At 62.0% G+C, this 13,660-nt stretch carries 10 protein-coding genes and 2 pseudogenes; 4 read left to right on the top strand and 8 right to left on the bottom strand.

Going from position 1 to position 13,660, the window contains the following annotated elements; all coding sequences use genetic code 11:
- Positions 1–266 precede the first annotated feature (266 nt).
- The 6 genes and pseudogenes from RZR99_RS31165 to RZR99_RS31140 all read right to left on the bottom strand — a co-directional run bounded on the left by RZR99_RS31165 (position 267) and on the right by RZR99_RS31140 (position 10,564).
- On the bottom strand, positions 267–872 hold the full coding sequence (locus RZR99_RS31165; RefSeq protein WP_323123585.1) for a hypothetical protein: 606 nt from the start codon (positions 870–872) through the stop codon (positions 267–269).
- Between the two features lie 39 nt (positions 873–911).
- Positions 912–5,299 (bottom strand): annotated as a pseudogene (locus RZR99_RS31160) (RHS repeat-associated core domain-containing protein).
- Between the two features lie 12 nt (positions 5,300–5,311).
- Positions 5,312–5,782: a DUF1795 domain-containing protein gene (locus RZR99_RS31155; protein ID WP_323123584.1), complete on the bottom strand. Its 471-nt coding sequence runs from the start codon at positions 5,780–5,782 to the stop codon at positions 5,312–5,314.
- Positions 5,783–5,883: 101 nt separating this feature from the next.
- A complete protein-coding gene (locus tag RZR99_RS31150; protein WP_323123583.1) occupies positions 5,884–6,678 on the bottom strand; it encodes an ankyrin repeat domain-containing protein in 795 nt (264 codons plus the stop codon).
- Entirely contained in the window at positions 6,678–9,641 is a 2,964-nt protein-coding gene (locus RZR99_RS31145; protein WP_323123582.1) for a type VI secretion system Vgr family protein, read from the bottom strand. Before RZR99_RS31145 ends, RZR99_RS31150 begins: the two co-directional genes overlap by 1 nt.
- A 347-nt stretch (positions 9,642–9,988) precedes the next feature.
- Positions 9,989–10,564 (bottom strand): annotated as a pseudogene (locus RZR99_RS31140) (integrase core domain-containing protein).
- A 787-nt stretch (positions 10,565–11,351) separates the two neighbouring features.
- On the opposite strand from RZR99_RS31140, the gene RZR99_RS31135 reads away from it, so the two are divergent.
- The 3 genes from RZR99_RS31135 (at position 11,352) to RZR99_RS31125 (ending at position 12,316) form a co-directional block, all read left to right on the top strand.
- Positions 11,352–11,636, top strand: coding sequence for a hypothetical protein (locus RZR99_RS31135; protein WP_323123581.1), 285 nt, complete (start codon positions 11,352–11,354; stop codon positions 11,634–11,636).
- Positions 11,633–11,905 (top strand): DUF6723 family protein, encoded by a 273-nt coding sequence (locus RZR99_RS31130; RefSeq protein ID WP_323123580.1) that lies wholly within the window; start codon positions 11,633–11,635, stop codon positions 11,903–11,905. Before RZR99_RS31135 ends, RZR99_RS31130 begins: the two co-directional genes overlap by 4 nt.
- 258 nt (positions 11,906–12,163) lie before the next feature.
- Entirely contained in the window at positions 12,164–12,316 is a 153-nt protein-coding gene (locus RZR99_RS31125) for a hypothetical protein (protein WP_323123579.1), read from the top strand.
- Positions 12,317–12,672: 356 nt separating this feature from the next.
- On the opposite strand, the gene RZR99_RS31120 is transcribed toward RZR99_RS31125, so the two are convergent.
- Positions 12,673–12,804: a hypothetical protein gene (locus RZR99_RS31120; RefSeq protein WP_323123578.1), complete on the bottom strand. Its 132-nt coding sequence runs from the start codon at positions 12,802–12,804 to the stop codon at positions 12,673–12,675.
- Between the two features lie 43 nt (positions 12,805–12,847).
- Between RZR99_RS31120 and RZR99_RS31115 the strand changes: the two genes are divergently transcribed.
- Entirely contained in the window at positions 12,848–13,087 is a 240-nt protein-coding gene (locus RZR99_RS31115) for a hypothetical protein (protein WP_323123577.1), read from the top strand.
- Positions 13,088–13,280: 193 nt separating this feature from the next.
- On the opposite strand, the gene RZR99_RS31110 is transcribed toward RZR99_RS31115, so the two are convergent.
- Positions 13,281–13,660, bottom strand: a 380-nt coding sequence (locus RZR99_RS31110; protein WP_323123576.1) for a transposase, incomplete at its 5' end; no start/stop codon positions are given.

The raw sequence follows: 13,660 nt of genomic DNA, 5'->3' as shown, positions 1-13,660 counted from the left end.
CTTTACGAAGACCGATTCAGTCGGCCATCCGTGTGATTCTCAACCCCGCCTTGAACACGGAATTTCTGACACCCCCGGCCGGAAAAGAGCAATCCCGGCCGATGATCGATCCTCGACCCGCGCTTCGCCCTGTCGATCACCGCCGACGCTAAAGAACGGATCTCTGCCACTTATCTTTACGCCATACCCGTCTTCGCCGTCCGGCGTCGATGCCGGCAAACAGCTGCGTCAGACCCATGCGTCCACAGGGGTCTCGCCAACCAGCCTCATCGCCGCGGAACAGGCAGACGACGAGTGAGCGGCCGGAGCGACTCTCGATCATCCCAGAGCCCAGGAAACACTTCGAATTTGAGATCGTCACGATTGATGCCTGTCTCGAAATATCGAATCAATCGATCGGTCAAATCCTCATCACCCCACATATTGGTCAGCTCATAGCGCTCGATAATTTCACGATCATCAGGCAAAGCCAAATCGTCCCTGAGCACCGGCGCCAGCGTAACTCCAATATCACCGTCAGGGCCAAGGTCTATTAATTTCCCACCCAGAAATGGGAATGAATTACGACCTCCCTTGTAATGATCGCCATCCATTCCAAGGGTATATGGTTTAATAAATTTATAATTGCCGCAATCAACCCTTGGAATAGCTATTTTCTTATCTAACTTTTCCTCGGCCATCTTCTTAACAACCACCTTCCCAACAAATACCCTGAACAACGGATCAGTTAAATTCAAATCTACCCCATTCCAATCACCGTCCGAATTACTCATCCCATAAAACTGCATCACCGGACTCGCCAGCATTTGCGCAATTGTAAACAGGCCATCTCTTAATTTAAGACTGACCAAATCATTACGAATCCAACTCACTCGATTTGCCATATTGGACAATGTAAATTTAAGCCTACCTTAACACCCGGAACCTCCACCGGATTTCCCAGTGGATTTATTTAGATGCTTATCTGCCGCCGTCAAATATTCCGTTCGCCGCCCATTTCCCATGCCCACAGGATTTTGCCTGTTAGCAGTTCCTTCGAGGCCACCTAATTTTTCAAATACTCGCTGCTCAAGCCCTCGTGCGGTATCTTTCCCTGCCTGCCCATAACCTTCATATAAGATATCCGGAGCCTGCCCACCAAATCGACTGAAATCGCTCCCATAGCGATAATTTAGTACGTCTTGCGCCGTTTGATTGCCTTGCATGCTGGCATACCCCACATATGGCTTTCCTGTTGCTGCATCAATGCCTTGATACGTAATGTGTGTAGCAGTAGCCGGATTGCCAGCCCATCCCCAAGGATCCATCCACGAAACCGGGTTAGGCGCATACTGATAAAGATTCTCCCCACCCGCCAACCCAATCGGATCCTGATTAATAAACCGCCCGACATCCGGATCGTAATACCGGAACGTGTTGTAGTGGAGCCCCGTGCTTTCGTCCGAATACTGCCCCGGATACCGCAACGGCTGATCGATCCGCGCCTGCGGCAACGTCCGGCCGTCCTCTTTCACCCGCCCCCACGCGGCATACTCGCCGGCCCACGCCACTTCACCGGACTCGTCCGTCACCTCCTGCGGGCTGCCCACCACATCCGTGTGAAAGTGATAGATCCTCGACCCGCGCTTCGCCTTTTCGATCGCCGCCGACGCCAGCGCATCCGCGCTCACCGCGTCGATCCGCGCAAGCGGCGCATATCCCGCATCGGAGCTGTAAACATAGTTGCTCACGCCCGTCTCGCGAATCTCCTGCACCAGGCGCAACCCTTCCCAGACGAACCGCTTCCGCTCGCTCGACCCGTTCTGCCCCGGACCGTGCACCGCCGTATCCGTCTTCGCCGTCCGGCGACCGAGCACGTCGTATTCGAATCGCGTGAGCGCCGCCCCGCGCGGCGTTTCCGTCCGCACGGCAATCAGACGGTCCTGCGCGTCGTACGTGAACCGCTGCACCCGATTCGCGCCCTTGCGCTTGACGGCCAGGTTGCCCCACGCGTCGTACTCGAATCGCAGGTCCTGCCACATCCGCAGCCGGTTGCCTTCCACATACCCCCGACTGCTGCGCTGCGCGTTGTCCAGCAGATTGCCGGCCGCATCCCAGGCGAACGCTTCGGCTTCGTTGTCCGATGCGCGGTACTGCCGCAGCAACTGCCCTGCCGGATCGTACTGATACTGCGTGCTGCCCCTCAGGCTGTCGCGCTGCTCGGTCAGTTCGCCCGTCGCGTCATAGCGATAGCGGCGCCACAACTGCCCCTGCGACGGTGCAATCGCATCCCCGGCGAATCCGGCCGACTGCCACTGCCGCCGGCCGAGCGCATCGTATCCGGTGCGCTGCATCAGACGCCCTTGCGTGCGCATCACTTCGCGATGCAGATCGTCCCGCTCCACATCGCTCACGACCTGATCGCCGACGCGGATCTGGTGCACGTGCCCCGAACCGTATCGCAGCCAGTCGATCGTTTGATCGTGCGGCAGCGTCAACGTCGACAGATTGTCCAGTTCGTCGAGCGTATAGCCGACCGCGCCGTTGACGCCTTCCTCGGCGATCAACCGGCCGGCTCTGTCGTATGCGAGCTTCACCGTATCGGGCACGACGCCGAGCGCCAAGCCCGCTTCGGTCGGCGTGCGCTCGATGACGAGCGGCCGCCCGGCCGCATCGCGCGTATAGCGGGTCACGTCCGTCTGCGTTTCGTGGGTCAGCACGAAACCCATCTTGTCGCGCATCAGTCTCACCGTCCGCGCGGGACGGATCCCGTCCGGCATCTCCACGCCCGGATCCGGTGCGCCGGTCGTCTCGACCTCGATCAGGTCGCCCGCCTCGCCATAGCGAAAACGCCGCGCGATGCCGTCCGGCCGCGTCTCGCCCAGTAGCCGCCCGATCGCGTCGTAACCGAACGCGTAACGCGCCCCGGTGGCGCTCGCCAGTTCCGTCAGCAGCCCTTCTTCGNGCCATAGCGAAAACGCCGCGCGATGCCGTCCGGCCGCGTCTCGCCCAGTAGCCGCCCGATCGCGTCGTAACCGAACGCGTAACGCGCCCCGGTGGCGCTCGCCAGTTCCGTCAGCAGCCCTTCTTCGTCGTAGCGGTAACGCAGCTCGCGCCCCGCGGGATCGACCGCCTGCAGCGTCTGGCCGCGCGCGTTACGCACCCATTGCGTAACGCGCTCGCCGATGCCCTCGTGCCGCACCGGCAATCCCGCCGCGTCGTATTCGAAACGTTCGCTGCTGCCGTCCGCCAGCACGACTCGCACGGGTTCGCCGGTCGGCCTGCGCACATAGCTCACGCGTTCGCCAAGTGCATTCACCGTCGCCGTCAGCCATCCTTGCGCGTCGTACTCGTAGCGCGTGGTCTTGTCCGAGCAATCGGTATGGGCGATCAACAGCCCCTTCAGGTTCCACGTCAGCGTCTTGCGTCCGCCGCGTGCGTCGACCTCCACGACGGGCCGGTCGGTCAGTCCGTCCGGATACTCGTAGCGCGTGACGCGCTCCAGCCCGTCCCTGGTATTGAGCAGCCGACCCTGACGATCGTACTCGGCCTGCCAGACGCGCCCGTCCGGCAGGGCGACTTCCGCCGGACGCAGGCTGTTGCCGTCGTAGCGCGTGCGGGTCGAGCGTCCGAGCGGATCGATTGCCTCGACCATCCGGCCCGCTTCGTCGTATTTGAACGCGATGTACCGGTCGCCCGGCAGATAGACGCCGGTCGGCATCCCGGCGTCGTTGTTCTCGATGCCGTAGTGGCTGCCGTCCAGGTCGACGCTCTCGACCACCTGGAATTGCGCGTCGTAGCGCCAGCGCGCCGTCCGTCCGTCCGCGTGGCGCGTCCAGCTCTCGCGCTTGTCGAGGTCGTATCCGAACGTCCAGTGCTCGCCGTCGCTCGTGCGCGTCGCCACGACGCGCGGCTGTCCGCCGACGTCCGCCCATTCGTAGCTGCTGGTGAAGCCGAGCGCGTTCGCATGGCTCGTCATCAGACCGTTGCGATACGTGAAGCGCCGCACGACAGCGCCGTTCGCATCGACCACCGATGCGAGCTGACCGGTTTCGTCATAGCCGTAGGCGACGACCGGCAGCACCTGTCGTCCGTCGTCGTGCACTGTCGCGATCGACGCCAGCCGGCCGTGCTCCGCTTCGTAGTCGAGCGCGACCTGCATGCCGCCGCTCGTCAGGATCGCGCGCACGCGCCCCTGGCTGTCGCGCTCGAACTGCTGCCACTGGCCAGCCTGATCTTCGATGCGGCGTACCCAGGCGGTGCGATCGCCGGCCGGATCGAGCCAGCCGAAGTCGTAGTAGATCTCGTTCAGGTCGTGCAGGATGTAGCGGCCGTCCGGCGTGCAGGTCAGATACCGCTGCTCCGTTTCGCTGAACGCCGTATGTCCAGGCTTGACGGCCGGAAAACCGCTTTCGCGGCCCTGCGCGTCGGTGTACCAGAAGCGGCCGTCGCGCGCCTGCATCCGCAGTTCCCACGGGAGGACCCAGCCGCGCCCGAGCGTGCCGGCAGCGGTCAGGTTGCTCGCATAAAAACGTGCGCAGACGACGGGCAACGGGCTCGGCACGACCGCGTCGATTTCATCCTGCGCGAGCAGCACCTTGCGGCCCGTCGTGACGTCGACCGGCTGGCCGAACAAGCCGCCCATCACGCGATTCATCACGGGCGCGGCAACGTAGCGGCTGATCGCCTCGCCCGCCACGAAACCGCCGATGAACTTTGCGGCGCACGGCAGCACCGCGCGCGACAGGCCGCCCGCTTCCCGGATCAGGCCGCCGAGGCCGCCCACCAGTCCGGCCAGCGCAAACGCCCAATCCACCGCGGTGCGCAGCCATGGCGGTACTTCGTCGTCGACGGGCAGATAGGTTTTCGTGCCGCCGCCGATGAACGTGTTCGGCGAACCGTCGCTGATGCTCGCGCCGCACGTGATCTTGTCCTTCTTTCGGGCGGCGGGCTTGTCGTTGATGAACACGTTGCTCGAACCCTGCGCAACCAGCGGGATCGGGCTGTGCTTGTCGCATGTCACGGCGCTCGCCGTCGCGAACGCGGCGGCCTTGTTGTTGACGAACACGTTCGGCGAGCCGGTGGTGATCTTGCCCGACTGCGAGGTGCACATCTTCCCGATCGCTTCACCTAACGACAGGATCGCGCTCGCGCCGAGGCCCGCGGCCATGCCGGCCAGCAACGCGACGCCGAAGCCGCAGGTGAAGGTGGCGAACGCCACTGCTGCGATCAGCGCGATGCCGATGACGGCGCCGACCAGGAATCCGGCGAGCGCGCTGGTGTGTTCAATGGGATCGGTTACCCGCGCCGCTTCGAACATGGCGTGTCTCCGTCAGTCCTGTCCGGCCGCATCGTCTGCCTCGGGGGGCTGGTAGCCGTCCAGCCAGCCGCGCCAGAAGGTATTGAACGCGTCGTCGAAACCCTTCGGACTCGATGCGGTGAAAATCAGCGCGCGGCGCGGCGCGACGACGAATGCGGCTTGCCGCTGGTAAACGGCGCGGCCGCCGTTCCGATAAGTCGCGTCGATGCGCTCGCCGACCAGCCCATCGACGTCGCCCCCCAGCCGCTCTGCGTCGCGGGCGATCAGCTTGTGCCCGGCCAGCCGCGATTTAAGCAGCGCAAGCTGGCGGTCGACATATTCGGGCAGCGTCTCGCCGTCCTTCAGCCAGTCGCGCGCGACGCTCAGGTTGGGCTGCGCCGTCAGATCGGCGGGCACGAACAGGTTGGTGGTGCGGTCCTCGAAACCGGCGGGCAGCGCGATGCTGCCTTCATGGAATCGGATGCGGTCGGGGGCGTCGGTCATGAGGTCAGGCGAGTGGATCGTTCAAATCGTTCCGGGTAGCGGGATCGGTACGCGGGTCGCGCAATCCCGCCCCGCTCACGAGGCGGTCAATTCGGCCGCGCTCAGGCCGGCGGCCACTGGACGCCCGCTGCGACGACGCGCTTGCGGATCGCCTCGACGCGCGGAAGCTGCGGCGAATCCTTCGGCGTGATGGTCAGCTCGTTGAACAGCGTCTTGGCGAATTTCAGGCCGTTCTTGTTCGCGACGGTCGGATCGGCGCCGTGCGCCAGCAGATAATCCACCGCATCCCACTGCCGCAGCCGGGTCGCCTCGAACAGCGCGGTTTCACCGAGCGAATCGCGCAGGTTCACGTTGGCGCGGTGCTCGATCAGCAGCTTCAGCTGCGGCAGTTGCCGGTTGTCGGCCGCCGCGAAAATGAGCGGCGTGTCGCCGTCGTAGCGCAGGTCCGGGGTCATTCCGCCCGCCAGCAGCGCGGCGAGCAGCGTCGTCGTATCGGATTTCGCCGCGATATACGCGACGTTGGCGTCGTTCGCGCCGAAGCTCTGATCCGGTTTCGCGCCGTCCTTCACCAGTTCGCTGATGATCTGGTTGCGCACGTTGGCCGCATCGCCCTTTACCGGTACGGCTTCCTGCACGGCGAACGCGAGCACGCTCGTCTTCTTGTTTCCCAGTTCGGCCAGATCGGTTTTCGGCGCGAGTTCCCTCACGCGTGCCAGATTGCCGTCGCGAATGGCTTTGGCAAGCTCAAGCTGGGCGCCGGAGAAGAAATCTTCCGGCGGGTAACGATGGAATCCGCTCATGTTGGTCCCTTGTGCGTTGGCCGGCCACCAGAACGGGGCGCTCAAGCCGGCGGCCGCGACGATCGCGCCGACCGCCGTCATATGTTTGTACCGCATCAATTTCCTCCGAGAAGGGATGTCAGCGTCGACGCTTGCCCGGATGCCGCGGAATCCATGCCGCCGAGCACCTGCGGCATCTTGTGCCGAGCAATGGTGGTCATGCTGGTCCCCGGAATCGTAATCTGATCGCCGACCGCTTTCGGCATCAGCGACGCGGTCGCGTCGCTGATCGGGCCGAGACGGCCTTCCTGCATGCCGGTGAGTACGTCGCCGTCGACCCGGTAGTTGGTGATCGCCGCCGCCTGCGGCGCCGCGCCGTAGAGCGGCAGTGTGGCCGGATTCAGGCCGGCCGCGTTGAAGGTCGTGGCGGGCGAGCCGCTCGCTTCGGACGCCGCCGCCGCCAGCCCGCCGCCGAGCGAATGCCCGGTCAGGTCGAGATCGCCCGCGCCGCCGGAGTCGCGAATGCGCTTGCCCATGCTCACGGCCTGCGCGTAGTAGGGCGACTCCACGCCGCGCCCCTGTTCGAGATTGTTGCCCATGTCCTCGCCGAGCAGCTGCTCGGTGCCCTTGAACGCGACGGTCGGCTTCATGCTGTCGCCGAACACCGCCGGATCGGGCGCATAGGCCTGCGCACCGAAATTGCTGCCCGCGATCTTGAAGTCCTTCGGCTTGAGTCCGTATTTCGAGAGCGCGTCGGGATCGTTCGTGATGTTCTTCCAGCCGGGCGGCGCCGTGCCCGGCGAATACACCGCGTTCGACAACTGGGCCATCTGCCGGGCCTTCAGCGTCGCCGCATACTGCTTGGCCGCATCGCGGATCTTCGGATCGGCGCTGGCGAGCCCTTCGGCGATCAGTGCCTGCTGGTTCGCCCACTGGATCGCGAGCGCCTGCTCCGGCGTGACGGTGGTGCCCTGATTCAGGTGAATGACGGGCCCGTCGATGAAGATGCCGTTCTGGTTGATGAGCACCGTCGACGCGCCATGCGCGAGCTTGATGCTGTCCTTCGTCAGCGTGACGACGCTCTCGCCGACGCGGTGCTCGATGCCGTCCGTCGCCTGATGGCTCTGCATCCCCGGACCCGCCTTGCTCGCGATCGCCTCGGTGTTCACGACGTTCGCGGTGGTGGAGCGGGTTTGCGCGATGGTCTCGGTCAGATTGCCGAGCGAAACCTGCTTGATTTCGTCGCCCTTGTGCACGGTGATCGAACGGTTGCCGGACTCGATCGAGCGGGTTTCGTTGTCCTTGATCACGGTGTTCATGTCTTTCTGCGCATGCACGAACACCTCTTCCGAACCCGCGACGTCGGAGAACTTCATTTCGTTGAAGCCCTGTCCCTTGTGCGTCTGGCTGCGCATCCCCATCGTCGTGCCGCTCGAGCCGTGATACGGGTTCTTCGCTTCGCCGTTGAACACGCGGCCGACGATCACCGGATTGTCCGGATCGCCCTCGTTGAAGGCGACGATCACTTCCTGGCCGATGCGCGGGATGGCGGAGCCGCCCCAACCGCCGCCCGCCCACGGCTGCGACACGCGTACCCAGATCGAATCGGTGCCGTCCTGCTTGCCGCGCCGGTCCCAGAAGAAGTGCACCTTGACCGACGAGCCGTCCGTATGGATTTCCTCGCCTTCCGGGCCGACCACGACGGCCGCCTGCGTACCGTGCATGTAGGGTTTCGGCGTGCGCCGCTCGGGCCGGTACGGCACGTCCGCCGGCAGACAGGAAAACGTATTCCGGTACGGCTGATCGGCTTCCTGGCGCGTGTAGTCGTTCACGGCCTCGTGCCGCACGTGCAGGATCGCGAATTCCTTGTTGTTGAACGCGGAACTCGGATGATTGGCGAGTTTGAAGCGCGACGTCGTCGACATTTTGGGCGCGCTCGCGGCGCCGTCGAAACGATGCGCCTGCGCCTCTTCCGCTTCCATCGCGAAACGCGCATAGCGCTGCCCGTCGTCGCCGTGATCGTAGAGCGACTGGTATTCGTAGCGCTCGGTCGTGTGAATGTTCGGGTTCTGCAGCGTGGTCGGCACCTCGACGTGCAGCAGCGGCGACGACGGCGTCTGATGGTTGAAGTCGCGATAGGTGATCTTGCCGACCCGGAAGCTGAACGCTTCGTTCCATTGCGAAATGCCGTTCAGGTCGCTCGCGGCGCTGTCCGCGTAATACGGAATCGTGTCGAGGTCCGGAATCGGCCGAAACGCCTCGTTGTTGTCGGCAATCACGAGCACATGCTTGTCTTTCTCGTGCCGCACGGTCCAGAGCATGCCCTCCTGCTCCATCAGCCTGGCGCAGAAATTGTAATAGGACTCGCGGTACATCACGATGTATTCGAGCGGCTTGTACTGCCCCTTCAGATTCAGCTCGAAGTCGTTGAAACCGTATTCCCGGAAAACCGACGCGAGAATATCGGGCGCGCTCTGGTTCTGGAAGATCCGGCAGTCGGTCGAGCGGGTGAGGAACCAGAACCACGGCACCACCGTCATCTGGTAACGCGTCACGGTGCCGGAATTGCCGACGCACGCGAACGACACCACGTGGCCGTGGAAATAGCGCCGGGTCGCATCTTCGTCGCCGAGCACCCCGAACAGGCCCGGCTTCTGCGGATTCAGCGCGATCGACACCGGCTGACCGACAACCGTATCGATTTTCAGGTCGCGCTGGTGTGACAGGAGATCGAGGTGAATCTCGCCGAGCTGATTCACGTGCTCATCGGCCGTCATCGCGGTAACGAGCAGCACGTCCGGACCGAGCGACGAACGCAGCGTCACGAAGCGGTTCATCTGGGTGAGCTTCGGCTTCTGGCCCGCCACCGCATTCAGCGCATCCGCGATCCCGCCCGGTGTCTTGCCGCCGAGCAGCGACGCCGTCGTCTGAGCCAGTTGCATCGCGCGCGCCGCCTGATTCAGTGCGCCGACTCCGGGTACGCCAGTCAGGCCGCCCAATTGCCCGGCCACACCCGCCAGCAGACTTGTCGCCCCGCCTCCCGCAGCGCCCCCGGCACCGCTACTTGCAGCAAAACTCATCGCCCTCTCCCCACCTCTCGATTCGAGATATCCGGATCGTCGTATTTTTCGTTGCCGAATAATATCAAAAGAGTTGAACTCGAACGAGTTCAAACTTCATAATCGCGACTTTAAAACGCAGATTATGAACACATCCCGTTGCATTAAAAAGCGCCCGAGTGAAAGATCTTCAATCCGGCCATATGCAGGGGGATGAATGGAATTTTTTACTCGGAGCATTGCAACAACGTATTAATTACCGGAATATCGTTTTTCCCCGGCCACCGCCGATCTGCGCGCGCGGTTCAGAGGTGGCCGCGCCCGTTCGGACGGTATTCTGAGATTTTTAAGTGGAACGTCCGAGGCAGTCATGCTGCCAATTTGATCGCAGGCAGCGTCGCGAAGTATGCCTCATCTGGCGTTTGATCCGCCAAGCTCGAATGAGGCCGTTTTCGGTTGTACAACTCGATGTACTCGCCGAGGGAGCGCCGAGCATGACTGACCGACTCGTACGCTTTCAGGTAGACCTCTTCGTCCTTGATGCTGCGCCATACCCGCTCGACAAACACGTTGTCGCGCCAGCTTCCCTTGCCGTCCAACCAGCCGCGCTTGCTGCGAAACCCGCAGCGCATGCGTACGGTCAATCATCGCTTTGCGCTCAGCAAGCCCGCCTTGGTGAGCGCGCCTTCTAAAAACCGTTCTCCAGGGCCAACTGACCGATCTTGGCATGCAGCGCCTACCGGGGGCTCGCGCGGCGACGCCCCGGCCGTGCCGAACACGTCGGCCGCGCGTTCCTGCAACTGCCGTTTCCATTCCGTGATCTGGTTCGGATGCACATCGAACTGCTGCGCCAGTTCGGCCAGTGTCCGCTCGCCTTTGACCGCTGCCAGCGCCACCTTCGCTTTGACCGCCGCTGAGTGCGTCCGTCGGGTTCTCTTCGTCATCTTTCCGGTTCCTTTGCCGGCATTATCGCTGGCTCAAGACCCTTGCCGCTCCACTTATCCGGCCGTCTGAATTTGCGCGACCACCTCTATGAGGTCATTCGTACAGCAAGCAGAGGAGGTACGAAAGGTCTCTGCGCGAAACGAAGAATTGCGTAATTTATTTCACCCGTTCCCGTGCCACTGACCTCAGCTATCGACAGACATCAACGTCGCAGAACGGCGGAAGCCGCCACCCGCGTACAACGGCAATCGGCCATAAAGGGGCCTTCGCTTTCGCGTGGACATTCCAATGTCGCGAGCGCTTCTGGCAGCAGACGTTCTGCGATCCGGGGCTAACATCGGTTAGTCATCGAAGTTGATTTCGTACGATCATCATCGGCCGCAGTCCCGAGCGGCATGGCCGCCAGACTACGATGCCAATCCGAAGCCAGGGATCACCGATGCCTGATCTGACGCTCGATAAAAAGGAGGCCCGCTACCGGGCCGGGTGGTACACTGATTGCGTCAGTTCTAGGCTTCTCTCATGCCCGTCGTCCCTTGGAGTGCGCGTTCCACGGGTGGCACTTGATTCCCGTCTACTGCTGGTCAGCTCCCTCCTCGTTCCAGAGGCAGCGATATTCCCTCTCCGGACGCCGATTCCGCTAGCTGCGCCGCTGCGATAGTTGCTCCTTCCCGAGCTCTGCGGCGCGCCGTGCCTCGCCATTTCGTTTGCGGCAATCGCCCATTCGCCACACGCTGGGCGATTCCCGGCTACTTCTCGTCATGGCTCACACATTTGGACTACATCATGAGCGTGTACGTCAGAACTTACAGAGGGTTGGAGATCTATCCCCTCGTCTACTCCCACATTCCCCGGAAGGCCGTTGGGTCACTCGACTACGATGCCGCCTTTAACGCTGCCGTCAGGATATGCCGCCGAGGCACCGACGACACACCGACGGCCAGCCGCGTATTTCGAATTCCACATCGTGCGCCGTTTGGCGATGCGGGCGAGGCGCGAAGGGCATCCAACGACTATGCGGAGCGCTTGATTGATGAACAGGTCGACGGGCAGTCCGTGCGTGATCTATGAGACGGCTGCAAGACCCTGCAATCGCGAAGACGCAAATCCAGCACGATAAGCCTGGCGTGGAGAGCTATGCGGTCACCGCTTCGTTTCATCGGACGATGGGTGGCATTGTTCCGACCTTGAAGGTGATTCGTCTTTCAGACAAGCGGGTCATCTATCCGTTTTGCGGTTGCGCAGACATGCCCCTATGCGAGGATCCGCAGAGCGCGAAGCACTTCGCCGAGGTCTACGGCCGGCAACTCGTCAACGGCGATATTGCGATTCCGGAGTAATCTAACGGCCCACCGTCGAGCGCCGCCGCGCGTACGCTTATCGGGCTGCATCGACGTGCGGCCAAACGGGTAGGCAAGGTTCATGGATTCAATACGGCTAACAGCTACCCGCGTGCATACGTTCTCGCAGGATGCGATGATGACGAGCACGAGCAGCTTCTCTTTTACCCACGAGAAGCGGTTACTCTTCGTGACGAGCCGGCATGTCCTCGTTGACGAACCAGCGAAGCCCCTGTTGTCATGGCAGACGGCGGACAGTTGAATATTGACGACGACGGACTGCACTGGACGCTGCCCGGCGTCCATTCGACTCGCTTCGATATCGGTGCGCGCGACACTGAGCATGACGAGGCGCTCGGCCTGAACTGCGCGTGGTATGCAGACATACTGATGAAGCTCACTGAACGTTGACGGCCCACGGAGTGGCGAAATGCACCGAATTCCTCACTATCTTGTTCTTCGCGCCGGACACGAATCGTACGTTCTGGACAGGGAACGCGCGCTGATTCGCCGCGAGGCGAGTCGCATGATGAACTGGTTCGCGCGTGCGCACAGCAAACCGATGTCGATCGAAGACGCGCGTTGGGATAGCTTCTCCCTTGAGTACGGGTTCTCGTACGACGAACGGAGGTGTTTGTGCTCTTACTCATTGGTGGAGGGTAACGAGACCGGACATCAACTTGCATTGCTCGCCAACCTTTAGCGTTCTGACGCGATCAGGGGATGAAGGTACGCGTTTATGCGCTGTGTGTCGTGTAACCGTGACCCTACACCCCGGCGAGAGCGGCTTCGACGGCCACGCTCAACGACAGCAGGTTGATCTGGAACGCGATCGAATAGCGCGCGGCTATGATGCCCTCGACATACGTGTCTTCGGTCCGTCCCTTCGAGCCGTTCAATGCTGACTCGTGTTAGTCGTCCAATGACGAAAGGGAGGTTTTCATGCACCGAACGATCGCGTACCGCGGCTTCGAGATCCAGGTCGAACTGACTCCGGCTGCTGATGAGGACACCTTTAATGTGACCTTTCAGATAACGGGCGCTACAAATCTCGAAGTGCTCGGCGCGCGGGGAGGCCGTATCCCGTTGAGCAACGGCCCTTTTACTGAGCGATGGGCCTATCTGGTAGCCGAAATCGCCGGTCAAGCTGCAATCGACGTGTTACTCGGTCCCGGCAACTGACTCCATGTTTGTTTCCCGACCCAATGCACTCCGTGACGCATAAGGGGACGCCCCCAGCCAGTTCTGCGGTACGGTTAAAGAGTTGACGATACTCGCGGACGGCATTGAGCTTCGCTCGGCCCCAATTTCAAACTAGCATGTAAGCGTTCGTCCCAGCATTCCGCTCAGGAACGACAGCGGGCTATTATATGGTTCATCGCGGATTACCGGGGAAGGCAGCGCGGATCTTGAGGAAGAAGTATTGCTCATCCCGGTAGCCGTAGGCCCGACGCTTGATGACCTTGATGGTGTTGTTGATGCCTTCGACGACGCTGGTATTGAGCGGGTGTTTGCAGCGAGCCAGAATGCCGTGCCAGTAGCTTTGCAGGCGTTCAGCGAACAGTTTGAGCGGCGCAATGCCGCTCTGCTGAGCCTGCCTGATCCATTGTCCCCATGCTTTCTGAGCCCAGGCGGGTCTCTGGTAGAACCAGAGTCGCTTGAGTTCATCGCGTAGCAAATAGACGCACAGCAACGGCTGGTTGGCTTCCAGCAGTTCATTCAGATGTACTGCCTGATCTGCCCGCAAGTTCTGGC

This window comes from Burkholderia alba (assembly GCF_034721475.1).
Taxonomy (GTDB): Bacteria; Pseudomonadota; Gammaproteobacteria; order Burkholderiales; family Burkholderiaceae; genus Burkholderia; species Burkholderia alba.
The sequence above is the reverse complement of the archived record's forward strand: the minus strand, read 5'-3'. Positions and strand labels throughout refer to the sequence as shown.

Bases quoted from the DNA above. Each gene is read 5' to 3' on its own strand.
- RZR99_RS31145 (WP_323123582.1), bottom strand. From the start codon at position 9,641: ATGAGTTTTGCTGCAAGTAGCGGTGCCGGGGGCGCTGCGGGAGGCGGG.
- RZR99_RS31155 (WP_323123584.1), bottom strand. From the start codon at position 5,782: ATGACCGACGCCCCCGACCGCATCCGATTCCATGAAGGCAGCATCGCG.
- RZR99_RS31130 (WP_323123580.1), top strand. From the start codon at position 11,633: ATGAGACGGCTGCAAGACCCTGCAATCGCGAAGACGCAAATCCAGCAC.
- RZR99_RS31150 (WP_323123583.1), bottom strand. From the start codon at position 6,678: ATGCGGTACAAACATATGACGGCGGTCGGCGCGATCGTCGCGGCCGCC.
- RZR99_RS31115 (WP_323123577.1), top strand. From the start codon at position 12,848: ATGCACCGAACGATCGCGTACCGCGGCTTCGAGATCCAGGTCGAACTG.
- RZR99_RS31135 (WP_323123581.1), top strand. From the start codon at position 11,352: ATGAGCGTGTACGTCAGAACTTACAGAGGGTTGGAGATCTATCCCCTC.